The sequence below is a fragment of the Ruegeria sp. BG10 genome (assembly GCF_056538575.1).
This window is the reverse complement of the sequence record NZ_JBQFTI010000001.1, coordinates 455462-477440: the sequence shown is the minus strand read 5'-3', so window position 1 is coordinate 477440 and position 21979 is coordinate 455462. Positions and strand designations below refer to the sequence as shown.

At 61.2% G+C, this 21979-nt stretch carries 22 protein-coding genes; 1 reads left to right on the top strand and 21 read right to left on the bottom strand.

The annotated features are described in order from the left end of the window. Nucleotides 1–18 precede the first annotated feature (18 nt). From ACR0D8_RS02335 to ACR0D8_RS02280, 12 genes are all read right to left on the bottom strand, one after another. Nucleotides 19–204 carry a hypothetical protein gene (locus ACR0D8_RS02335; protein WP_480644360.1) on the bottom strand — a complete coding sequence of 62 codons (186 nt, stop codon included), beginning with the start codon at nt 202–204 and terminating at the stop codon, nt 19–21. Nucleotides 205–318: 114 nt separating this feature from the next. Beyond that, a complete protein-coding gene (locus ACR0D8_RS02330; protein ID WP_480644359.1) occupies nt 319–735 on the bottom strand; it encodes a hypothetical protein in 417 nt (138 codons plus the stop codon). Next, nucleotides 722–2056, bottom strand: a complete 1335-nt coding sequence (ftsA, locus tag ACR0D8_RS02325; RefSeq protein ID WP_480646344.1) for a cell division protein FtsA — start codon at nt 2054–2056, stop codon at nt 722–724. Before ftsA ends, ACR0D8_RS02330 begins: the two co-directional genes overlap by 14 nt. Before the next feature lie 7 nt (nt 2057–2063). Next, the gene (locus ACR0D8_RS02320; protein ID WP_480644358.1) at nt 2064–3065 is read right to left on the bottom strand and encodes a cell division protein FtsQ/DivIB; all 1002 of its coding nucleotides are present in this window, start codon (nt 3063–3065) and stop codon (nt 2064–2066) included. Further along, nucleotides 3053–3970, bottom strand: a complete 918-nt coding sequence (locus ACR0D8_RS02315) for a D-alanine--D-alanine ligase (protein ID WP_475158983.1) — start codon at nt 3968–3970, stop codon at nt 3053–3055. Before ACR0D8_RS02315 ends, ACR0D8_RS02320 begins: the two co-directional genes overlap by 13 nt. Before the next feature lie 107 nt (nt 3971–4077). Next, nucleotides 4078–5007 (bottom strand): UDP-N-acetylmuramate dehydrogenase, encoded by a 930-nt coding sequence (gene murB / locus ACR0D8_RS02310; protein ID WP_480644357.1) that lies wholly within the window; start codon nt 5005–5007, stop codon nt 4078–4080. Between the two features lie 340 nt (nt 5008–5347). Next, on the bottom strand, nt 5348–5602 hold the full coding sequence (locus ACR0D8_RS02305; protein WP_475158977.1) for a DUF2484 family protein: 255 nt from the start codon (nt 5600–5602) through the stop codon (nt 5348–5350). Further along, complete coding sequence (locus ACR0D8_RS02300; protein ID WP_480644355.1) at nt 5599–5844, bottom strand: DUF2484 family protein; 246 nt, start codon at nt 5842–5844, stop codon at nt 5599–5601. Before ACR0D8_RS02300 ends, ACR0D8_RS02305 begins: the two co-directional genes overlap by 4 nt. Before the next feature lie 78 nt (nt 5845–5922). Beyond that, nucleotides 5923–7332, bottom strand: a complete 1410-nt coding sequence (murC, locus tag ACR0D8_RS02295) for a UDP-N-acetylmuramate--L-alanine ligase (RefSeq protein WP_480644354.1) — start codon at nt 7330–7332, stop codon at nt 5923–5925. Then, complete coding sequence (locus ACR0D8_RS02290; protein WP_480644352.1) at nt 7329–8426, bottom strand: UDP-N-acetylglucosamine--N-acetylmuramyl-(pentapeptide) pyrophosphoryl-undecaprenol N-acetylglucosamine transferase; 1098 nt, start codon at nt 8424–8426, stop codon at nt 7329–7331. Before ACR0D8_RS02290 ends, murC begins: the two co-directional genes overlap by 4 nt. Beyond that, a complete protein-coding gene (gene ftsW / locus ACR0D8_RS02285; RefSeq protein WP_475158969.1) occupies nt 8426–9589 on the bottom strand; it encodes a putative lipid II flippase FtsW in 1164 nt (387 codons plus the stop codon). The genes ACR0D8_RS02290 and ftsW overlap by 1 nt, the downstream gene beginning before the upstream one ends. A 182-nt stretch (nt 9590–9771) precedes the next feature. Beyond that, nucleotides 9772–10107, bottom strand: a complete 336-nt coding sequence (locus ACR0D8_RS02280; RefSeq protein WP_480644351.1) for a cupin domain-containing protein — start codon at nt 10105–10107, stop codon at nt 9772–9774. 198 nt (nt 10108–10305) lie between these two features. On the opposite strand from ACR0D8_RS02280, the gene ACR0D8_RS02275 reads away from it, so the two are divergent. Continuing rightward, nucleotides 10306–11484, top strand: a complete 1179-nt coding sequence (locus tag ACR0D8_RS02275; protein WP_480644350.1) for a BaiN/RdsA family NAD(P)/FAD-dependent oxidoreductase — start codon at nt 10306–10308, stop codon at nt 11482–11484. Here the strand turns inward: ACR0D8_RS02275 and ACR0D8_RS02270 are convergent. From ACR0D8_RS02270 to mraZ, 9 genes are all read right to left on the bottom strand, one after another. Further along, a complete protein-coding gene (locus tag ACR0D8_RS02270) occupies nt 11481–11855 on the bottom strand; it encodes a glycine zipper family protein (protein ID WP_475158965.1) in 375 nt (124 codons plus the stop codon). The two genes, ACR0D8_RS02275 and ACR0D8_RS02270, sit on opposite strands and share 4 nt — an antisense overlap. A gap of 104 nt (nt 11856–11959) precedes the next feature. After that, nucleotides 11960–13360, bottom strand: a complete 1401-nt coding sequence (gene murD, locus ACR0D8_RS02265; protein ID WP_480644349.1) for a UDP-N-acetylmuramoyl-L-alanine--D-glutamate ligase — start codon at nt 13358–13360, stop codon at nt 11960–11962. Nucleotides 13361–13510: 150 nt separating this feature from the next. Next, entirely contained in the window at nt 13511–14593 is a 1083-nt protein-coding gene (gene mraY, locus ACR0D8_RS02260) for a phospho-N-acetylmuramoyl-pentapeptide-transferase (RefSeq protein ID WP_475158963.1), read from the bottom strand. Nucleotides 14594–14617: 24 nt separating this feature from the next. Next, nucleotides 14618–16012 (bottom strand): UDP-N-acetylmuramoyl-tripeptide--D-alanyl-D-alanine ligase, encoded by a 1395-nt coding sequence (locus tag ACR0D8_RS02255; RefSeq protein ID WP_480644348.1) that lies wholly within the window; start codon nt 16010–16012, stop codon nt 14618–14620. Continuing rightward, entirely contained in the window at nt 16009–17490 is a 1482-nt protein-coding gene (locus ACR0D8_RS02250) for a UDP-N-acetylmuramoyl-L-alanyl-D-glutamate--2,6-diaminopimelate ligase (protein ID WP_480644347.1), read from the bottom strand. The genes ACR0D8_RS02255 and ACR0D8_RS02250 overlap by 4 nt, the downstream gene beginning before the upstream one ends. A gap of 22 nt (nt 17491–17512) precedes the next feature. Continuing rightward, nucleotides 17513–19300, bottom strand: coding sequence for a peptidoglycan D,D-transpeptidase FtsI family protein (locus ACR0D8_RS02245; RefSeq protein WP_480644345.1), 1788 nt, complete (start codon nt 19298–19300; stop codon nt 17513–17515). Then, nucleotides 19297–19665 (bottom strand): cell division protein FtsL, encoded by a 369-nt coding sequence (gene ftsL / locus ACR0D8_RS02240; RefSeq protein ID WP_475158957.1) that lies wholly within the window; start codon nt 19663–19665, stop codon nt 19297–19299. Before ftsL ends, ACR0D8_RS02245 begins: the two co-directional genes overlap by 4 nt. Next, complete coding sequence (rsmH, locus tag ACR0D8_RS02235; protein WP_480644342.1) at nt 19662–20654, bottom strand: 16S rRNA (cytosine(1402)-N(4))-methyltransferase RsmH; 993 nt, start codon at nt 20652–20654, stop codon at nt 19662–19664. Before rsmH ends, ftsL begins: the two co-directional genes overlap by 4 nt. A 4-nt stretch (nt 20655–20658) precedes the next feature. After that, entirely contained in the window at nt 20659–21162 is a 504-nt protein-coding gene (gene mraZ, locus ACR0D8_RS02230; RefSeq protein ID WP_480644341.1) for a division/cell wall cluster transcriptional repressor MraZ, read from the bottom strand. Nucleotides 21163–21979 lie beyond the last annotated feature (817 nt).

Sequence of the window (21979 nt, the reverse complement as noted above, 5' to 3'; positions counted from 1 at the left end):
AAGCGGTGTTTTTCTTACCTATCCGCTAACAATTCTACCGCTCGAAACCGCAAAGGTCACGCCAAAAATCGCACGAATCCACAAAATATGGAGGAAATAAGGCAGCAAACGGCGGTATTTCGCGTTGATCGCCAGATATTGCGGATCGGCCCCCGGACACCACAAAACAAGCGACTCGCGCGGCGTCGCCGAAACGCGCGTCACTTAGGGGCTCGCCACTTATCTGGTTGCGGTAAACTGCTCAGGTCCTGCCGCGGGGCCTCTGACGGGCCTTGTGGATATCTTGCTGGATAATGGCGCGGGCTGCAACCCGTTTCTTTAGCTAATTGGGGTACTTGGACAATTCAAACCGTCCTCCGTCATGCTGCGCACCTCTTGAATCTCCGCGTTGGAAAAGGTGGCCAACCGGACCATAAGACGGCCTTCGTACAGGAACGGCCACCAGCATACCGGCAGCCCGTCCCGGTCATCTTCGTACAAAAAGCAGATTTGCCCGTTGGGCGTTGTGATCTGACCATAGACGCAGCCGCGCCCGACCATGCGCCAGACAGACCGCGTCGGGCTAAGGAATTCCTCTGTCCCAACCAGAATTCCGCTGGGATAGTCATGAAACATGACGGTCTTGCCTTGCACCGCATTCAGGAAAGCTTCGGGTGTGATGCGCGTCTGGGCCTGCGCCGCCGACGGGGTCAGGGCGATCAGCACCGCAATCCGCGCGAACTTACCAATTGTCACGGAACCAGCGCACGGCACGCTTGAAGGGTCGCGCGGAATAGGTGTCGACCGGGATTTCGAAATCCCACCATTCGTCCTGGGGATGCGCCGCAAACAGGCTGAGCCCGACCGCAGACGAAAACGCCGGCCCGGTCGCCGATTGCGGCAGGCCATGTACACGCAGCGGGCGGCCCAGCCGCACCCGTTGCCCCAGGATACGCGTGGCCAGCCCGTCCAACCCCATGATCTGGCTGCCGCCACCCGTCAGAACGATCTGCTGGATTGGCATATGGTCAAACCCCGCAGCGTCCAGGCGGATACGGACCTCTTCCAGAATTTCCTCGACACGCGGACGCATGATGCCGATCAGTTCGGCCCGGCTGACCGTGCGGCGGTCATGTTCCCAGTCGCCGGTATCGCCGCCGATATCAATCAGATCACGGTCGTCGGCACCGGTCGCGTGGACACCCCCGTTAAAGGTCTTGATCCGTTCGGCCACCGCCGTCGGAATGCCCAGACCCATCGAGATATCGGCAGTGACGTGATCGCCCCCCATCCGCACGCAATCGGCGTAAATCATGTGTTTTTTCATGAAGATCGACACGCTGGTCGTACCGCCACCCATATCGATGCAGGCCGCGCCGAGTTCCTGTTCGTCCTCGACCAGCGCCGAAATCCCCGACGCATAGGCCGAGTTTGCGATCCCCGCCAATTCCAGATCACAGCGTTTGATGCAGCGCACGATGTTCTGGATCGCCACGGCATCGACGGTCAGCATATGCATGTCCACCGCCAGCGATTGCCCCATCTGCCCGCGCGGGTCGATCAGGCCCGAGCGGTTGTCCAGCGCGAAATTCACCGGTTGCGCATGCAGCACCTCGCGCCCCGCGCCATAGTCAGGCACGTCACAGGCGTTCAGGACCCGGCCAACCTCGGCCTCGGTCACCAGCTGCCCCTCAAGATCGACCTGCGCATCCAGACCGTATGAGCGCGGATTGGCACCCGAGAAACAGGCGATCACGTGGTCCACGCGAATATCGGCCATTTTCTGCGTCGCCTGCAAAACCGTACGGATGGCGCTTTCCGTCTCCTGCATTGCCGAGACTTCGCCGAACTTCACACCGCGCGAACGGGTGGTTCTGGCCCCGATCACGCGGAACCCGGTCTGACCGGCCATTGATCCGATGCTGTTGTCTTCGCTCAGGCGTCCGGTGCCATCGAACCGCAATACGAGGCAAGCAATCTTGGAACTGCCGATATCCAGAATGGCGACCACGCCACGTTGCATCGCCTGCCTGCGCATCTGTCGCATGGCACGCTGGGACTGATAGAGATCGGTCATCATGGTCTTACTGCTCGCTACCCACTGTCACTTTTGTATTCCACCAGTCTTCGCTGGCGGCTTTGGTCATTCTGATGGTCGGACGTTGCCCAAGGCGCATGTCAACCACCGCTACGTCGCGTTCCAGAAGGTCCTGCACCTCGTTCACGGCCAGAACACGCTCCAGCGCGCGTACCGGTCTGTCGGTCGGCAACAGGATGCGTTGACCGCGGTCCAGAACCAGATCCCAGCGGCGCTCGCCAATGCGAACCAGCCCGCGCACGCGCGCGCCCAGACTGCGGGCGGTTGTCAAAAGCTCCAGCGCCTCGGCCACATGGGCATCCGCACCCCTGCCTGCGATCAACGGCAGGTTGGCATGGTCCTTACGAGAGGCGATGCGTTCCACATGGGCGCCAGTTTCGTCCAGCAATTCGATCCCGCTGCGGGTTCGCCAGACAATGACCGGCTGACGCTCGACCACGTCCACTTGCAAAATCCCCCCCGGGCGTACGCGCACGGTCGCCGATTTTACCGGGTCCAGCCCGGTGATCGTGTCGCGGATCTGCTCGACATCCAGATCCCAGGAACTGATGGGGAAATCCAGCGGAACCACTTCGCGGATATCGTCGGACAGGCCGGTACCTGCACCGTCGATGGCCATCAGGTTGACCATGAATTCCGGGCGCTGCTGGATTGAGATTTTGAGGTCGTTCACATAGGCCACCACCGCCTCGCGGCGGTGTTCGGCCCCAAAGTAGAATCCCACCGCGGCGCAAATCACGAAAACCGGCAGCCCGAATTTCAACCCTCGCCGAATGCCGGGCGTCAGCATCCACCGTTGCAGCCGGTAGCTGAGCCTGGATGGCGCTGGGTCGAACCGCCGCGATTTGCGCCCGAATAGCCGCGCACCGCGCAGGCGCAGCTTTTGCCCGGCGTCGGATCGGACGCCCGATTCAAAATCGGCATCCGGCCCGGCCACCTGTTTCTTGCGGTGGATCACCGGGGCGCGGGTGGCTCTTAGCGGTCGCATGACGCGTCCTCCACCATCCAGGCGCAGAGCTGCCCGAAACTCATGCCCAGATGCGCCGCCTGTTCCGGTACCAGCGATGTCGGCGTCATGCCGGGCTGCGTGTTGGTTTCCAGCAGAAACAACCCGTCCGCCCCCAGGCTGTCATCCCAGCGGTAATCCGTTCGGCTGACACCTCTGCAGCCAAGGGCATTATGGGCGCGCAGGGCATAGTCCATGCAGCGGTCAAAAATGCCCTGCGGGATTTCCGCAGGCACCACATGCCACGAACCGCCGGGCTTGTATTTGGCGTCATAATCGTACCAACCGCCATCGGTCATGATCTCGGTTACAGACAGGGCGCGGTCGCCCATCACGGTCACCGTCAGTTCACGCCCTGCCACATATTTCTCGACCATTATGTGTTCGGGCATGTCGTCCGACAGCTGCGGCGGACCGTTGGATCCCTCATGCACGATGTAAATGCCGACGCTGGAGCCTTCGTTGTTGGGCTTGGCCACATAGGGCGGTTCCATCACGTGGGCCCGGGCAACTTCGATCTTGGGCACGATCACGCTGGGAACAACCGGCAGCCCTTCGGCCTGATAGACCTCTTTGCTGCGCTGCTTGTCCATGGCAAGGGCTGAAGCCAGCACACCGGAATGCGTGTAGGGGATCCGCATCCATTCCAGCAAACCCTGCACACAGCCATCCTCGCCCCAGCGGCCATGCAGAGCGTTGAAAACCACATCCGGTTTGATGTCCAAAAGGCGCGCATAGAGGTCGGGACCTGCGTCCAGTTCGACCACTTCAAAGCCTTCTCCCACAAGGGCGGCTGCGCATTCGCGCCCAGAGCTGAGAGACACCTCGCGTTCCGCCGAGGGTCCACCCATCAATACCGCCACTTTGGGGTTTGTCCTGCTCGACATTCCCAATGTGCGCCTCAATGTCCCCGGACCTTATGTCGTGGTCCGTACTGCGTTATGCCTTTGATCCGTCGCCTGAATTTGCCTGTTTTGGTCTGACGGCTGGGGCTTTATTCCTTCAGCGGATCACCGACCCGCATGATTTCCCACTCTAGCGTGATGCCGCTTGTTTCGTAAACCTTTTTTCGCACCTCTTCCCCCAGACCTTCGAGGTCGGCGGCGGTGGCGGTGCCGGTATTGATCAGGAAATTCGAATGCTTGGGACTCATCTGCGCGCCACCTTTTGTCGCGCCGCGCATTCCGGCATCGTCGATCACCTTCCACGCCTTCAGATCATGCACATCATCCGCCCGCCCGGTCGAGGAAAACCCGGCCGGGTTGCGGAACGTCGATCCGGCGCTGCGGTCCTTGGTGGGCTGAGTTTCATCGCGTTTTTGCAACTGTGCCGCCATGCGGGCATGCAACTCTTCCGGATCACCAGCAGAGCCTTCGAATGTGGCTGAGACCAGCACTGCCCCTTCCGGCAGGTCAGACTGGCGGTAGCGGAAGTTCAGATCCTCTGGCGTCAGATCAACGACATCCCCCTGCCGGGTAACAACGGTCGCTTTACGCAGCACATCCGCTGTGTAGCTGCCATAGCAACCCGCGTTCATCCGCACCGCACCACCGATGGAACCAGGGATGGTGCGCAGAAAGGTCAGGTCGACGCCCGCATCCGCCGCCTTGCGTGCTACATGCGCATCCAGCGCCGCCGCACCTGCGGTGACAATGTTGCCGTCGACGGATATCCCGTTGAACCCGCGACCAAGGCGGATCACCACGGCGCGCAGCCCGCCGTCCCGCACGATCAGGTTGGAACCGACGCCCATCGGGAAAACCGGCGTATCTGCGGGCAGTTCGCGCAGGAAGCTCCGCAGATCGTCAATGTCAGCCGGCTGAAACAGATAATCCGCCGGGCCGCCGACCCGGAGCCACGTGAGGTCGTTTAAAAACCTGTTTTCGGATAGTTTGCCGCGCACGGGAAGCGATGTAAGTGTCATTGGCACCTTCTAGCCGCGACGATCCGGGTTGTCATCCAGAGATCAACTACATTTCAGCGACCGCCTGCCACTGTCCGCAATAGTCCGACCAAACCGCCAAGGACAGCTCCTGATAACGCAGGTGCGATCAGGACCCATAACAACACGAACCGGAGGTAATCGGCGTCCAGCGGTGCGCCGCCCCTCCCCGAAGCAACGGTAAGAACGGACAAAAGGACCAAAACCGCGATCTGGCAAACAACGATCCAAATGTGGCCCCGTCTGGCAAGTGAATGCGTCACGGCGGTCGTCCCCAGAAACGAACCTACGGCGAGCAACGCAAAAAGGATCGCTGCTGCGGTCAATAGTGATGCCGCCCGATCCGCCGCAACCACCGCCCCAGGTAAATCACCGGCCAGCGCAGCACGGACATGCCCGCCGCCAGCACCAGCAGGCCGATCCATGGACCGTTCTCATAGGTGACATATCCCAAAATCGGGATACCCACCGCTATCAGGACATAGGCGCGGGTCCAGTGGTTATCCTTGCTGGGCAGCATAGCAAGAACATTCGCGGCTATCCCCCACAGGGCAGCAAGAGCGATGGACCAGCTCATTCCCCGACTTCCTGTCCGGTCCAGCGGTGCCAGTAGTGCCGGATCGGATTGCGGAACATCGACGCAAAGGCGGCTAAGGCCAGAACCGAAAAGAACCAGCCAAAATCATGCCCCAGCCAGACGATCAGGGCAGGCGCTGAAACAAACAACACAATGCCCGGCGGAAACTGCAGACGCATCGGCAACATGGCCACGATTGTTGAGGCCACGACCCATAAGCCAGCGAATACCACCGAATACACCAATTGCCCCTCCGAGGACGTCATTTCTGCGGTTGCGAGTTCACACTTTAAAGTTGCGCCTCAGCAGAGTCCATCGCGTTAGACAGCTTGTTTTTGTTGCAAACGTTCGGGCAGACCGTTAGCCCAGACGCTGATCGTGCCGGCCCCAAGGCAGACAACCATGTCGCCGGGGCGGGCCTGTTCGCGCACCAGACGCTCCAGATCGCCTTCGTCCAGCAACGCGCGGGCGTGGCGGTGACCGTGGCGGATCAGACCCTGCACCAGATCATCGCGGCCTGCGCCTTCGATGGGGTCTTCGCCTGCCGCGAATACTTCGGCGATGGCCACGACGTCGGCATCGTTGAAACAGGTACAGAAGTCGTCGAACAGGTTGGACAGGCGGGAATAGCGGTGCGGTTGATGCACGGCGATGACGCGGCCCTCGGTGGCCTGACGAGCGGCCTTCAGAACAGCCGCAATTTCAACCGGGTGGTGGCCGTAATCGTCGATGATGGTGACGCCGTCGACTTCGCCCACCTTGGTAAAGCGCCGGTTGACGCCGCCAAAATTGGCCAGCGCGTCGCGGATCTCGCTGGCCTTCATGCCCAGATGGCGCGCGACGGCAACTGCGGAAAGCGCGTTCGAGACGTTGTGATCCCCCGGCATCGGCAAGGTGCAACCCTCGATCACGGTGTCTTCGTATTGCAGATGGATATCAAAATGCGCGACACCGCCCTTATAGGTCAGGTTCACCGCCCGCACATCAGCCTGCGCGTTGAAGCCATAGGTGCGCACGCGGCGGTCGGTGATACGACCCACCAGCGTCTGAACCTCGGTGTGATCGGTGCAGCAGACCGCCAGACCGTAGAACGGCAGGTTCGAGACAAATTCGTGGAAGCCGTCGCGTAGCCGGTCGAAATCGCCCCAATGCTCCATATGCTCGGGGTCGATATTGGTGACGATGGCGATGGTCGCCGGCAGGCGGTTGAACGAGCCGTCGGATTCGTCGGCCTCGACCACCATCCATTCACCCTGCCCCATCCGCGCGTTCGACCCATAGGCGTGGATGATGCCACCATTGATCACGGTCGGATCGAAATCGCCCGCCACCATAAGCTCGGCCATCATCGTCGTTGTGGTGGTCTTGCCGTGGGTGCCTGCAATGGCGATGTTGGATTTCAGGCGCATAAGTTCGGCCAGCATGTCGGCCCGGCGCACCACCGGCAGACCCTGCGCGCGCGCGCCGTCCAGTTCCGGGTTGCCCGGCTTGATCGCGGTCGAAACCACCACGACTGCGGCGTTTTCCAGGTTATCGGCGCGCTGGCCAACAAAAATCTCGGCCCCCAAACCGGCCAGACGGTCGGTGATCTTGGACGCCTTCAGGTCGGACCCCTGCACCCGGTAGCCCAGATTCAAAAGCACCTCGGCAATGCCGGACATCCCGATCCCGCCGATTCCAACGAAGTGAATCGGCCCTACGTCTTGCGGCAGTTTGGTTGCAGGATTCATGCGGTCTCCTTCTGCGCCAGTTGCTCGACAAGGGCCACAAGACGCTCGGTCGCGTCGGGGGCACCGGTCGATAGGGCGGCATGGGCCATCTTTTGCGCGGCTTCGGGGTTGGTCAGAACTGCGGTGATTTGCTCGGTCAGAGCGGGAACGTCAAGCACGTTTTCAGGGATCATGATCGCGCCACCTGCCTGAACCAGCCCGCGCGCGTTTGCGGTTTGATGGTCGCCTGCGGCGGCGGCAAAGGGGATCAGGATCGAAGGCCGCCCGATCACCGAAATATCCGCGACGCTGGACGCGCCCGAGCGGCTGATCACCAGCTGCGCGTCCGACATGCGGCGGGGAACATCCTGAAAGAATGGTTTGACCTCGGCCCGGATACCGTGATCGGCGTAGAACGCGGTTACCCGTTCACCATCCTCGTCGCGGGCCTGATGCGCAACGCGGATATGGCTGCGCAGGTTTTCCGGCAGGGCGGCAATTGCACCGGGCACCACATCGCTGAGGATGCGGGCCCCTTGCGATCCGCCCATCACCAGGATCGACATCGGGTATTCACCGGGCGGGATGTACCCCGCGGCCTCTCGCTCCAGCACCGCTGCACGCACGGGATTGCCGGTGTGGATACCCTTCGCCCCTTCGGGCAGATCCGTGGGCCAGACACCACAGGCCACGTGCGACACGCGCGAGGCAAACAGCTGGTTCACGCGCCCCAGAACCCCGTTCTGTTCGTGGATCATGCGCGGGATCTTGAGCATCGTCGCCGCACCCAGCGCGGGGATCGAGGGGTATCCGCCGAACCCCACCACTACATCGGGCTTGTCGCGCATCATCTGCACCGCCATCCCGGTCATCCCCGCCGCGATCTTGGGTCCGGCCAACGCCTTTTCGGCAAGACCGCCGCGCGCGAAAGTAGCCGATGAGGCCTGAACAATCTCGGTCGAATGGGGAAATCCACCGGTATAGCGCGCGCCGCGGGCATCCGTGGACAGGCGCACTCGCCAGCCCTTGTGCAGCATCGCCTCGGCCAGCGCCTGCGCCGGGAACATATGACCTCCAGTGCCGCCAGCCGCAATCAACAGGTAGGGTATTTCCATTATCCTCGTCCGCGCAGAATGTCGCCAAGTTCGCCCTGTGGGCGGTTTCGGGTAAACGCCAAAAGCATGCCGATCGCTATGCCCCCCGCGATCAGCGACGAGCCGCCGTAACTGACGAATGGCAGCGTCATGCCTTTGGCAGGCAGCAACCGGACGGCCACGCCCATGTTGATCATCGCCTGCACGCCGAACATGCAGGCCAGACCGGTGCCCGCCAGCCGGATGAACATGTCCCGCTCGCGCATCAGCCGCAACAGTGACCGAACGACAATCAGCGAATAGAGCGCGATGATGATCAGAACGAGGATCAGACCGTATTCCTCGGCCGCGACAGCGATGATGAAATCGGTATGAGCATCGGGAAGCGACCACTTCACCTGACCTTCACCAACGCCGACACCAAAAAGTCCGCCTTCGCGAATGGCGTTGGTGGCATAGCCAAGCTGAGTGGTTGGATCGACCTCCTGATTGAGAAAGCCGTCAATGCGGCGGGCGAAATGCTCGGAGTTCGAATAGGCGAACATGCCGCCCATGACGACGGCGCCGGCCATACCGACCAACAGCATCATCGGCGCACCGGCAACGAAATACATCACGCCCCAGCCAAACAGGATCAGGCAAGCCTGCCCGAAATCGGGTTGCAGAACCAGCATCGCAACAATGGCCATACACAGCGCGAAGGACCACAACCGCCCCGGCGGGCCGTTGATTTCCTGTGACGCCGCCAGAAGCCACGCCGCCACCACGATAAAGCCGGGTTTCAAAAACTCGGACGGTTGCAGAGAGGCAAAGCCCAGCGAGTACCAGCGCACCGCGCCTTTGCCAAAATCGGTGCCGAAAACCGGCAGGAAAACCAGCGCCACAAAAGCCGCCAGAAAGCCCAGAACCGCCAGCCGCCGCACCAGTATCGGCGACATCATCGAGGTCAGCAGCATCGCGATCAGCGCCAGCCCGCCAAACAGCGCCTGACGTTCGACATAGTGGAAAGGATCGAACCCGTTGCGCCCGGCCAAAGGCGGCGATGAGGCCAGCCCCAGCAACAACCCGATGACAAACAGGATCAGCACGCAGGACATTGTCCAGCGATCAATCGTTCGCCACCACTTTGGTAGAATCGGTTCGCCGCGCTGGTCCTGGACCGCGCCATACACCATCTCAGTCATGAGATACCGCCACTCTCTGCCTCGTTCACGTCCCGTTTTCGGGATCTGATTGAGAGTCTACAGGGAATTTGGCGATTGGGCTAGCGGAATGACGGGCAGGCGCAGAAATCCACTTAACAAAAGCGCAGAACCGACGGCGTTCAAATCCGTGACAGGCAAAAACCGCGCCTGCCCTGTTCAGGTCACGCTTTGATCGGATACCTGTCGGGCTCTTCAAACACGTCGATGACTTTTGTACCAGCCTTGATAACGCCGCCATGCTCAACCCCGGCCGGAATCGAATAGCTGTCGCCGGGACGATAGGTTCTGGTCTCGCCGCCTATGGTCAGTTCAACCGTGCCGGCAACAACCGTTCCCCACTGGGCGCCATGCGCATGCAAGGGGAGTTCCATGTCCTGAAGAAACGTGAAAAAGGCGACCAGACCGGCATCTGACCGCACGACTGACGTCTGGACCACATCGTCCGGAAAGGGCACGTCCAGCTTGGGAAATGCTGAAATAAACTCAGGGAATTGCATTGGTTATCCTTTTTTCGCAGATTTGACCTGTAGTCCTGTTCTTAATGTGGAAACATGACAGTGCACCGGGCGGCTGACAATCCGCATTGCCAACGGCTCTGAAAACAGGCGATGGCCGGATGACATTCGCGGCCATTCTTGGTCCGGACGTCGGCGTGGCCCCTTGCCTTCGCTTTCAATCCACGCCATGCGCAGCACATGACCTACGACACCATCATCCTTGGTGCCGGTGCAGCCGGTATGATGTGCGCGACGCATTGCGGCGGGCGTGTTCTGGTGATCGATCACGCGAAAGCGCCGGGTGAGAAAATCCGTATCTCGGGCGGCGGGCGCTGCAACTTCACCAACATGTATGCGGGTCCGGGCAACTTCCTGTCGCAGAACCCGCATTTCTGCAAGTCCGCTTTGGCGCGCTACACGCAATGGGATTTCATTGATCTTGTCGGACGCCACAACATTGCGTGGCATGAAAAAACGCTGGGTCAGTTGTTCTGCGACGGGTCCTCGAAGCTGATCATCCAGATGCTGCTGACCGAGATGGAGCGCGCGGGGGCCGAGCTCTGGGTGCGGACCGTGCTGAAGGACCTGCGCAAGACCGACGGCGGCTATGCGTTACAGGTTGAGCGTGAGGGGCAGCGCCTTGGCCTGACCTGTACCAACCTCGTGCTGGCCACGGGCGGCAAGTCGATCCCCAAAATGGGGGCGACCGGGCTGGCCTATGACATTGCGCAGCAGTTCGGGCTTCGGATGACCGAGACGCGGGCAGCACTGGTGCCGCTCACCTTTTCGGACGGGAAGTTCAAGGACCTCTCCGGTGTCTCTCTGCCCGCAAGGCTGTCAAACGACCGCACCAGTTTTGACGAGGCGCTGCTGTTCACCCATCGCGGCCTCAGCGGGCCATCGGTGCTGCAACTGTCGTCCTACTGGCGCGAGGGCGAGGCGATCCGCGTCAATCTGATCCCCGAGCTTCCCCTGTTCGACCTGATGCGCGAACAGCGCCAGGCCGGGGGCCGCAAGGCCTTGACCACCGAATTGGCGCGCCACCTGCCCGCGCGACTGGTGGATTACCTCAGCCAGCATGTTCCGATGCAAGGCAATCTGGCCGATCAGTCGGACGCCGTGCTGACCGAACTTGTCGCTGCGCTGTCCGATTGGCGTCTGACGCCTTCGGGTACCGAAGGCTACCGCACTGCCGAGGTCACGCTGGGCGGGATCAACACCGATGACCTGTCGTCCAAAACAATGGAGGCCAGGGATGTCCCCGGCCTCTATGTGATTGGCGAAGCGGTGGATGTCACCGGCTGGCTGGGCGGCTACAATTTCCAGTGGGCGTGGTCCTCGGGCCACGCCGCCGGAACAGCCATCGCAGCCCGTTAGCCCACGACGTTATAGCCGCGTCCGCGCATGCAGTTGCGCACGATGACTTCCTGATTCTGGGTATTGTTGATCGCGCTTGCACCGGCACCAACCAACGCGCCCGCGACAGCCGCGCGGCCCAGATCGCTGGCGCTGTCATCGATAATGGCTTTCGCACCGGCGGCACCGGCGGCACCAATCGCGGCGGCGCCTGCCGTGTTGCTGTCTACCGTGGGTTGCGATCTTGCCAGCGCCTGACACTGGGCCAGATCCGCGTTGTAATTCGGACCGACCGGTCCGTCGACAATCGGCTGGTAATTCGCACCAACGTTCGTGCAGGCTCCGATCGCCAGAACGGCAGGAAGGATCAGAGAAAACTTACGGTATGGCATAATCATGACCTCGTGTTGAATTTCCGAAAGGCAAACCCAATAAGCATGGCGCGTCAAGCAGCTAGCAATTCAGCTTCGCCCAACCGGCGGTCTATTGCAAACACCTAATCGGCCAGCCGCTGCCGGACCTGCGCCACAAAGTCTTCGCCGCGTTGTTCGAAATTGTCATATTGATCAAAGCTGGCCGCGGCCGGGGCCAGCAGGATCGTCTCACCCGGCTGTGCATCGGCGATCGCCTGTTCAACGGCGGCCGCCATAGTGGTGCAAACCTGCGCCTCAGCCTGCAACTGCATGGCGAATCCGGCTGCCTCGCGCCCGATGACATAGGCCTTGATCACCTGATCGGCGGCGCCATTCAGGGCATCCAGGCCGCCTTCTTTCTGCAACCCGCCACAAATCCAACGGATCTTTGCAAAGGCGCTCAGCGCCTTGAGCGCGCTGTCCACATTTGTTGCCTTGGAATCGTTCACATAAGTCACTCCGTCTGCTTCGGCGATGATCTGGCTGCGATGCGGCAAACCGGGGTAACTGTGCAGCGCATCCTCGATCACGCGGGGCGCCAGGCCCAGCGCGCGGCAGGCTGCGTAGGCGGCGCAGGCGTTCTGGTGGTTATGCGCTCCGGGCAGCCCTCTGATCTCACGCAGGTCGATCGAGCCCGCCTGCCGGCCCTTGCGGTACTCCGACAGGAACCCCTTGCGCGCAAAGACCTGCCAGCCCGGCCCGGTCAGCTTTCGCGCCACCGAGATGCGGATCACCTGATCGTCCGCAGGCCCTTCCGACAGCTGCCCTGCAAGAAACGCGCCTTCTTTTTCGTCAATGCCGATGATCGCGCGGTCAGGGCCACCTTCGGCAAAAAGTCTGCGCTTGGCTGCGAAATAGCCGCCCATCCCTCCGTGCCGGTCCAGATGGTCCGGCGACAGGTTGGTGAAAACTGCAATGTCCGGCGTCAGGGCACGCGCCAGTTCGGTCTGATAACTGGAAAGCTCCAGCACTACGACCGACCCATCGCTGCCGGGATCGATATCCAGCACGCCGCGCCCGATATTTCCGGCCAGTTGCGCCGCGCGCCCGGCTGCGGTCAGGATGTGATGGATCAGGGCCGCCGTAGTCGATTTCCCGTTCGACCCGGTAACCGCGATCACGCGCGGCGGGGTGTCAAACCTGTTCCACTCCGGCCCGGCGAAAGACCTGAAGAACAGACCGATATCATTGTCGACCGGAACACCGGCATCCAATGCCGCCGCGACGACCGGGTTTGGCTCGGGGTAAAGATGCGGGATTCCGGGCGAAACGATCAGCGCGGCGATGTCGTCAAACGCCCCGTGACGGTGCAGGTCGATGCAAGTGAAGCCCTCGGCCTCGGCCGTTTCGCGGGCGGCGGGATTGTCATCCCAACAGACTGGCTCGGCCTTGCCAGCCCGCAATGCGCGGGCGGCAGCCAGACCCGACCTGCCAAGCCCCAGAACCGCAACATTTTGCCCTGAAAACCCTTTGACCGGGATCATTCTGACCTACCCTTTTTTGCCGTCCGATTGGCGGCCACACTGCGCAGAAGAGGTCACCGATGGCAAGGGTGGCAAAGGCTCGCGCTCCAGCGCGAGCCGGGCCCAACAGGTGGCAGTCGGACCACAGGTCCGCCGAACCTGGCGGGAGATTTATCGGACTTTCAGCGTTGCCAGACCGATCATCGCCAGGATCAGCGAGATGATCCAGAACCGGATCACGATGGTCGGCTCGGCCCAGCCCTTTTTCTCATAATGGTGGTGGATCGGTGCCATCAGGAACACGCGGCGCCCGGTGCGCTTGAAATACAGAACCTGAATGATCACGCTCAGCGCTTCGACCACAAAAAGACCACCGACAACCGCCAGCACCAGTTCGTGCTTGGTGGCCACAGCAATGGCACCCAGCGCGCCCCCCAGCGCCAGTGAACCGGTGTCGCCCATGAACACCGCGGCGGGCGGCGCGTTATACCACAGGAACCCAAGCCCCGCGCCGAACAACGCTGAGGTAAAGATGAAAATCTCGCCGGTTCCCGGCACGTAATGCACATCCAGATACTCGGTAAAGTCGACCCGACCCACCGCATAGGCGATGATCCCCAGCGTCGATGCAGCAATCATTGCGGGCATGATCGCCAGCCCGTCCAGCCCATCGGTCAGGTTGACCGCGTTCGCGGCCCCGACAATCACCACGATGGCAAAAGGAATGTAGAATATCCCAAGATTGACCAGCGTATCCTTGAACACCGGCACCGCCAGTTGGTTCTGCAATGCATCAGGGTGGTGCAACGTCGCCCAGAGCGATGCCAGAACCGCAATAATGACCCCCAGCGCCAGCCGCATCCGGCCTGAAACACCCTGGGTATTCTGTTTCGAAACCTTGGCGTAATCATCCGCAAAGCCTATCGCCGCATAGGCCAGCGTCACGAACAACACCATCCAGACATAGGGGTTGTCCCATCGCGCCCAGGCCAGTGTCGAAGTCACCAGCGCCCCAACGATCAGCAACCCGCCCATGGTCGGGGTTCCGGCTTTCGAGAAATGACCCTCGGGACCGTCATCCCGGATCGGCTGACCCTTGCCCTGTTTTTTGCGCAGCACGTTGATCAGAGGCTTGCCAAAGATGAACCCGAAAATCAGCGCCGTCAGAAAGGCCCCGCCCGCACGGAACGTGATATAGCGGAAGAGGTTCCAGAAATCCCCTCCATCCGACAGGGCGGTCAACCAATAGAGCATTTCAATACCTCTCTTACGCGGCAATCATGGGTCAAGCGCGCCCCCTTGCCCCATTTTACGCAAACCGTCAACAATCCGGGCCAGCGCCATGCTCAGCGATCCTTTTGCCAGCACTGTGTCGCCCGGGCGCACCAGATCCGTCAGCTGCGCGGCCATCTCGTCGCTGGTCATAAACCAAAGCCCGCGCTTTTCTTCGGGCAGAGCCTGATGCAGCGCCTGCATCAGCGGGCCGATGCAATGCACCTGATCGACCCGCGCCATCGCCGCGACACCAGCCATGTCGGCGTGCATGACGGTTTCCAGGGCTCCCAACTCTTTCATATCGCCCAGAAATGCGATGCGGCGAGCCGCCTGCGATGCGGCCAGAACGTCCAGCGCGGCCTCCATCGAGGTCGGGTTCGCGTTATAGCTGTCATCCAGCAATTCGATCTGACCGCCATTTGAAAGCGTGATCTGTTCCCGCACCCCGCGCCCCTTGACGGGCGACCACGCGCCAAGTCCGGCGACGGCCTGATCCAGATCGACACCCAATTCGACGCAAGCAGCCAATGCCCCAAGCGCGTTCATCGCAAAATGTGTACCTGCGGACCCTACGTTAAACGAGACTGTCCTGCCCGCAACAGACGCCGCCGCATGAACCGAGTCGGGCCGTTGAGACACTTCCGTCAGTTTGTAATCCGCGCCGTTCCGGCCGAACTCGACCGTTTTTGCACCGCGATCGCGGGCACAGCTCCGCAGAATGTCTGAATGATCAATGTCGGCATTCACGATGGCGGACCCGCCTTGTGACAGCCCGTCAAATATCGCCGCCTTTTCATGCGCGATTCCGGCGACCGAGTCGAACGCCTCCAGATGCACCGCGGCCACTGTTGTCACCAGCGCCACATGAGGGCGGGCCTGCCGGGCCAGCGGCGCAATCTCTCCGGGGTGGTTCATTCCAATCTCGATCACGGCGAATTCGGTGTCGCGCGGCATCCGGGCCAGCGTCAAAGGTACGCCCCAATGGTTGTTGTAGCTGGCGACGCTGGCATGCGTTTTCCCCTGTGTTTCAAGGATCGTTGCCAGCATTTCCTTGGTCGACGTCTTGCCGACGCTGCCGGTAACGCCAACGACTTTCGCATTGCTACGCTGGCGCGCCGCCTGCCCCAGCGCCTCCAGGCCTTTCTGCACATCCGCAACGATCAACAGCGGCGCATCCTCGGGCACGCCATCGGGGATGCGCGATACCAAGGCGGCCCCGGCCCCCTTTTCCAGAGCCTGCGCCACAAAGTCATGCCCATCCCGCGCGGCCTTCAATGCAACGAACAGGTCCCCGGGTTGCAATGTACGGGTGTCGATGGAAACACCATCCGCCCGCCAATCCGTGGTGGCACGCCCACCGGTCGCCTGCGCGGCCTCTGCCGCAGTCCAGAGCGTCATGCGACCCTCCCATCCAGAGCGGCAACCGCGATACTGGCCTGTTCGACATCATCGAAGGGCAGAACCTGATCCCCTACGATCTGCCCGGTTTCGTGCCCCTTGCCCGCTATCAACAGCGCATCGCCGGGTTGCAAGGCATCAATGCCGCGCAGAATGGCTTCGGCCCGGTCGCCAACCTCGGTCGCTTCGGGCGCACCCAGCAAAACGGCGGCGCGAATGGTGGCCGGATCTTCGCTGCGCGGGTTGTCATCGGTGACAAAGACGATATCTGCGTGATCCGACGCCGCCTTGCCCATCAATGGGCGTTTGGTGGCATCGCGATCCCCGCCTGCACCAACTATGGCGATCAGGCGGCCCATGACATGCGGGCGCAGCGCCCTGAGGGCGGTCGCCACCGCGTCGGGCGTATGGGCGTAATCCACAAACACGGCGGCGCCGTTTTCCCGGGTCGCGGCCAACTGCATCCGACCGCGCACTGTGGACAGGTGCGGCAGGGTTTCGAAGACACGCTCGGGCTCTTCCCCGGCGGCGATGACCAATCCGCATGCCAGCAGGATGTTCTCGGCCTGAAACCCGCCGATCAGGTTCAGCCGGGTCTGGAACGTTTTACCCTGCCAGGCAAAGCGCAAATCCTGGCCCGTCGAGTCAAAGCGCTGGTTCATCAGGCAAAGATCGGCGTCCCCCAAACCGACCCGCAGCACCGATTGGCCGCGCGCCTCGGCGATTTTGCAAAGGGCAGCGCCTTTTGGGTCGCTCATGTTGATGACGGCTGTGCCATCCTGTGGCAGCACACGGTCAAACAACCCGGCCTTTGCGTTGAAATAGGCTTCGAATGTTTCGTGATAGTCCAGATGGTCCTGCGTGAAGTTTGAAAACCCGGCCGCCGTCAGGTGCACGCCATCCAGTCGGCGCTGTTCCAGCCCGTGCGAGGATGCCTCCATCGCGGCATGGGTCACACCGTTTTCGGCGGCCTCGGCCAGACACCGATGCAGCGTGATCGGTTCGGGGGTCGTGTGGGCCAGCGGCGCGCTCCATGCGCCTTCGACCCCGGTTGTGCCAAGATTCACCGCCGCGTGACCCAGCTCCATCCAGATCTGACGCACAAAAGTGGCGACGGAGGTTTTGCCGTTGGTCCCCGTGACCGCGACAATGGTCTGCGGTTGCGCGCCGAACCACAGCGCGGCGCATCCGGCCAGTGCCTGGCGGGGGTCTTCGACGACAATCAGGGCTGCGTCAGACGCGGCCAGTTCACTTGCTGCGATCTCCGCGCCCTCGGCATCCGTCAGAATGGCAGCCGCGCCCATACGCAGGGCGAACTGAATGAACTCACCGCCGTGAACCCGCGTGCCGGGCAGCGCCGCAAAGAGGTAACCCTCCTGAACCTCACGGCTGTCGACGGCCAGCCCGGTGATGTCGGGATTGACGCCCCCCCGTGCGGTCAGGGCCAGTTGGCTGAGTTTCTTTGTCCTTGCGCCCATGCCCCACCTCTTTTCGGACAGCCTAATTTGAGGTCAGCGTTATAGCAGCGCCCGCCTCAGGCTCAAGCCGTGGACGCAGACCCAGCAAAGGGGCGACGCGACCGATCAGTTCTGCCGCGACGGGAACTGCCGTCCAGCCCGCCGTGCGCCGCTTTTCGCCATAGGCGACGATGGACGGCTCATCCAAAGTGACGATCAGCACGTATTTGGGGTCGTAGGCGGGGAAGAGGGTGGCAAAGGTGGCAATGACCTTGTCGTCATAATAACCGCCGCGCGGTTTCGGCTTGTCGGCCGTCCCGGTCTTGCCGGCCACATCATACCCGGCCACATCCCCGAAACTGGCCGTGCCGTCAGTCACTACACGACGCAGCATTTTCTGCGCCTGTTTCGCGGCACTTTCCGACAACACGCGCGGGCCATATTGCGGGCCGTTTTTGCGCAGGACGGTCGGGCTGACATAATACCCGCCATTAGCAATCGCCGCATAACCCGCAGCCAGATGCATCGGGCTGGTCGACAGCCCGTGGCCATAAGAAATGGTCACGGTGCTCAGCTCGCCCCATTTCCTGGGCTTCAGCGGCTCGCCCCCTGCGGCCTCGACAATCTCGAACGGGGTGGGTTCGAACATGCCAAGGGACTGAAGGAAATCCTGCTGCCGTTGCGCCCCGATTTGCAGCGCCAGCCGCCCGGTGCCCCGGTTCGAGCTGTGGACGATCACGTCCGAAACGCTGATCTTGCCATAGTTCTTGCCGTTGAACTCGCCGATCGGAAAACGGCCAATCTTCATCGGACCCGACGTGTCGATGATGGTGTTCGCGTTCACCAACCCCAGTTGAACCGCCTGTGCAGCGGTAAAGATCTTGAAGACCGAGCCCAATTCGTAAACGCCCTGCACATAACGATTGAACAGAGGGCTGTCCGAGGGATCAAACCCCGATGTCGGCGGGCGCGGGCGATCGTTGGGGTCGAAGGACGGCAGCGACGCGGCCGAGACCACCTCGCCCGTATGCGCATTCATCAGAACGGCCGAGGCACCCTTGGCATTCATGATCCTCATGCCGCCGTAAAGCACCTGCTCGACCGCCGCCTGAACGGTCAGGTCCAACGACAGTTGCAGGGGTTTGTTGCCATTGGCCGGGTCGCGCAGATAGTCGTCGAACTGTTTCTCGACACCGGCCACACCGATGACCTCGGCAGCGCTCACGCCTTCGCGGCCAAAGCCGGAACCGCCCAGGATATGCGCTGCCAGACGTCCGTTCGGATACAGCCGCATTTCGCGCGGGCCGAACAGTATGCCGGGATCACCGATATCGTGAACCGCCTGTTTCTGTTCGGGAGAGATACGCTTTTTGATCCACAGGAATTTGCGATTGCCCGTGAAATCTTTGACCAGTCGTTCTTTCTCCAGATCGGGAAAGATCGCCACCAACTGATCAGCAGCCGCAATCGGGTCGATCATCAAGGGCGGCTGGGCGTAAACCGAATAGGTGTCCAGATTGGTCGCCAGAATGCGCCCTTCGCGATCCACGATATTGGCGCGCTGCATCGCAATTGCGGCACCGGGGGCTGAGGCCAGCGGTTCCTGCGCCTCGGACGTGGCCAGCATGCCCATGCGAAAGCCCACCACTGAAAAGGCGCAGAAAAAGAACAGACCCAGCACCAGCAGACGCCCTTCGGCCCGGGCGCGGGCGCGGTCCTTCATGTCTTCGTGACGGCGCCGGATGTTTTCGCGTTCAATCGTCTTGGGGTTTTCACCGCGCGCGCGGGCGTCAAGAATGCGGGCCAGAGGACGCAGAGGCGTGCGGGTCATGGGATCTGCACCTCACCCAGCGCCTGGGTGTCGGTGATAGCCTGCAGTTCGATCGGGTCGACAATCGGCAGGTCGGGGTCCTCGGCATATGCGATCTGATCCGCACGACCGAACTGTTCCGCACGCAGGGGCAGCAGGCCCAGGCGCTCAAAGTTCAGATCCGCCAGTTCGCGCAAACGGTCGGGACGGTTCAGATAGGCCCATTCCGCATTCAACACGGCCAGCCGCACCTGCGCCATACCAATCTCACGCTGCAGTTTCTGCGTTTCCTTCACCACCTGCTGGGTGCGGTAATTCTCCTGATACGCCCACAGCGCCAGTCCAAATACGGCCAGAGCAGTCAACACATACAAAACACTCTTCATCTTGCCCTTTCCCCCAATTGCGGCATGCCGATGGCGCGGGCATCAATTTCCCCGGCCGGAGCCTCGGTCCGAATTGCAACACGCAGCTTGGCTGAGCGCGCACGCGGATTGTCCCGCAACTCTTCCGCGTCCGGACCCACGGCCTTGCGGGTCTTGAGCGTGAATTGCGGCTGTTCCTGTTCCACCTCGGGCGCATAGCGATTGGCGCGCCCTGTCTTGCCGGCACGGGACTGAAAGAACCGTTTGACCATCCGGTCCTCGATCGAGTGAAAGGTGACCACGGCAAGCTGCCCGCCCGGTTTCAACGCCCGTTCGGCAGCCATGAGGCCCTGAAACAGTTCTTCGTATTCGGCGTTCACCGCTATCCGCAGCCCCTGAAAGCTGCGCGTGGCCGGGTGCGACTGCCCCGGTTTCGGACGCGGCAGACAGGATTCGATGATCTCAACCAGTCGCAGCGTTGTGGTGATCGGTTCTTCGGCCCGCGCCCTGACGATGGCCTTGGCGATACGGCGGCTGGCGCGTTCCTCACCATAGTGAAACAGGATATCGGCCAGTTGCGCCTCGGTCGCGTTGTTCACCAGATCGGCTGCGCTTTCGCCCTCCTGGCTCATACGCATGTCCAGAGGGCCGTCTTTCATGAAAGAAAAGCCGCGCTCGGCCTGATCCAACTGCATAGACGAAACGCCGAGATCCAGAACCACCCCATCCAAATCCTGCGCATATTCGTCCATGCGCGAAAACACTCCGGGTTGCATCACCAGCCGGCCACCATAGGCACTCGCCCAATCCGCCGCCATCTCAAAGGCCAGCGGGTCCCGATCCACGCCAATGACCTTGTCCGCCCCGGCCTCCAACAAACCACGGGTATAGCCGCCGGCACCAAACGTCCCGTCCAGCCAGACACCGGTCACGGGCGCTACGGCTGCCAGCAACGGACGCAGCAAAACAGGGATATGAGGTTTGTCCGAAGGGGTATCCGCGCCGGTCATGCCGCTAGGCATCCCCGGTGCCGTCTAGGAATTCCAGAGGGTCGAAATCCTCGGGCTGATCGTCGAGCCATTCTTCGGCAGCGGCCAGTTCAACGGATTCGTAGGTCTCGGGCTTCCAGATCTGGAACGTATCGCCGGCGGCGATAAAGAAGGCCTCGCCCTCAAGCCCGATCTTGCTGCGCAGCTTGGCAGGCAACACCAGCCTTCCTGTTTCGTCTACCGTGGTCGGGAAAGACTGGCCATGGAACATGCGCTGCAGCATCTTCCGTTGCATCGAGCCGCGCGGCAGCGCGTCGACCTTGGCGTCGACCTCGTCAATCGCCTGCATCGTGTAACATTCAAGGAATTTGCGGCGGTGGTCGCCATAGACAATCACCAGTTCAGGGCTGTCACCGGGCTGCCAGTTCGGGTCCGAAGCTTCAAGCACACGGCGAAAAGAGGCCGGGATTGATACCCTGCCTTTCGCATCCACCTTGTGGTGGCTTTCACCTCTGAACCTGCGCGCCAAGACGACTGTCCCTTTCGCTTGCGCCCCACCTACATTTTCCCCCGGATGAAAAACGGCGGGTTGATCTGCTGCCACTGATCAACCCGCCGCATTGACCCGCTTTGCGGGATGTCCAGCTGCGCGCGCCACCTGGGGGGATGTCTGCTCGCCCGCGCGCCGGATCTCTTGATTGATGAAAGCGAGATGCCTGTATGAAACCTGTTTTTGTTGGTTCGGGGTCGTTTGGCGCCCCATGTACCTCGTCCTCATCGGATGAATAAGGGATGCCATGGGAATTCATGGAAATCAACAGGAAAATTTTCGAAGCCAGCTCCGGAATCACTTAATATCGGAGCGAAAGCTAAATGAAAATACTCCGAAATCACCATAAATGCGCATCTGTCAAATTATGATCGCTACATATTGTAGTATAGCTGCGCGCCCACCTTGTCCCACGATTTCCCAATAATTATTCACCAAGAGGCGATTATTGCGCCGAAAGACCAGATCGAACGGGTCCAACCCAACGAATCAATTGGGGCGGGACGGCGCATTTGCACCCCTTCCGCAAACTGCCCACGATTTCCCATATTGGTTCGATGACTCCCCATCACCGATCCCTCCCAATTTCATAACGCACAAATTTCGGAAGACACCGCACAAAGAAGGGGCAGAACCCGGCAAGCCAAAAAACACGAAGTTTTCCGCACCTCAGAAAAGGCGCAGCCAAAACCCTTATTTTCAAGGGAATTCGCCACCGGGATCGCAACGCGTTGATATCTATGCGTTTGCTGCATAGCAGCATTGACACCGTCAGCTATTGTGCAATCGCAGCATT

What these genes read in the sequence shown, in the direction of transcription:
- ftsA (WP_480646344.1), bottom strand. Translation starts at nt 2,056, where the DNA reads ATGACCGATCTCTATCAGTCCCAGCGTGCCATGCGACAGATGCGCAGG.
- ACR0D8_RS02320 (WP_480644358.1), bottom strand. Translation starts at nt 3,065, where the DNA reads ATGCGACCGCTAAGAGCCACCCGCGCCCCGGTGATCCACCGCAAGAAA.
- ACR0D8_RS02315 (WP_475158983.1), bottom strand. Translation starts at nt 3,970, where the DNA reads ATGTCGAGCAGGACAAACCCCAAAGTGGCGGTATTGATGGGTGGACCC.
- murB (WP_480644357.1), bottom strand. Translation starts at nt 5,007, where the DNA reads ATGACACTTACATCGCTTCCCGTGCGCGGCAAACTATCCGAAAACAGG.
- ACR0D8_RS02305 (WP_475158977.1), bottom strand. Translation starts at nt 5,602, where the DNA reads ATGAGCTGGTCCATCGCTCTTGCTGCCCTGTGGGGGATAGCCGCGAAT.
- murC (WP_480644354.1), bottom strand. Translation starts at nt 7,332, where the DNA reads ATGAATCCTGCAACCAAACTGCCGCAAGACGTAGGGCCGATTCACTTC.
- ACR0D8_RS02290 (WP_480644352.1), bottom strand. Translation starts at nt 8,426, where the DNA reads ATGGAAATACCCTACCTGTTGATTGCGGCTGGCGGCACTGGAGGTCAT.
- ftsW (WP_475158969.1), bottom strand. Translation starts at nt 9,589, where the DNA reads ATGACTGAGATGGTGTATGGCGCGGTCCAGGACCAGCGCGGCGAACCG.
- ACR0D8_RS02280 (WP_480644351.1), bottom strand. Translation starts at nt 10,107, where the DNA reads ATGCAATTCCCTGAGTTTATTTCAGCATTTCCCAAGCTGGACGTGCCC.
- ACR0D8_RS02275 (WP_480644350.1), top strand. Translation starts at nt 10,306, where the DNA reads ATGACCTACGACACCATCATCCTTGGTGCCGGTGCAGCCGGTATGATG.
- ACR0D8_RS02270 (WP_475158965.1), bottom strand. Translation starts at nt 11,855, where the DNA reads ATGCCATACCGTAAGTTTTCTCTGATCCTTCCTGCCGTTCTGGCGATC.
- murD (WP_480644349.1), bottom strand. Translation starts at nt 13,360, where the DNA reads ATGATCCCGGTCAAAGGGTTTTCAGGGCAAAATGTTGCGGTTCTGGGG.
- mraY (WP_475158963.1), bottom strand. Translation starts at nt 14,593, where the DNA reads ATGCTCTATTGGTTGACCGCCCTGTCGGATGGAGGGGATTTCTGGAAC.
- ACR0D8_RS02255 (WP_480644348.1), bottom strand. Translation starts at nt 16,012, where the DNA reads ATGACGCTCTGGACTGCGGCAGAGGCCGCGCAGGCGACCGGTGGGCGT.
- ACR0D8_RS02250 (WP_480644347.1), bottom strand. Translation starts at nt 17,490, where the DNA reads ATGGGCGCAAGGACAAAGAAACTCAGCCAACTGGCCCTGACCGCACGG.
- ACR0D8_RS02245 (WP_480644345.1), bottom strand. Translation starts at nt 19,300, where the DNA reads ATGACCCGCACGCCTCTGCGTCCTCTGGCCCGCATTCTTGACGCCCGC.
- ftsL (WP_475158957.1), bottom strand. Translation starts at nt 19,665, where the DNA reads ATGAAGAGTGTTTTGTATGTGTTGACTGCTCTGGCCGTATTTGGACTG.
- rsmH (WP_480644342.1), bottom strand. Translation starts at nt 20,654, where the DNA reads ATGACCGGCGCGGATACCCCTTCGGACAAACCTCATATCCCTGTTTTG.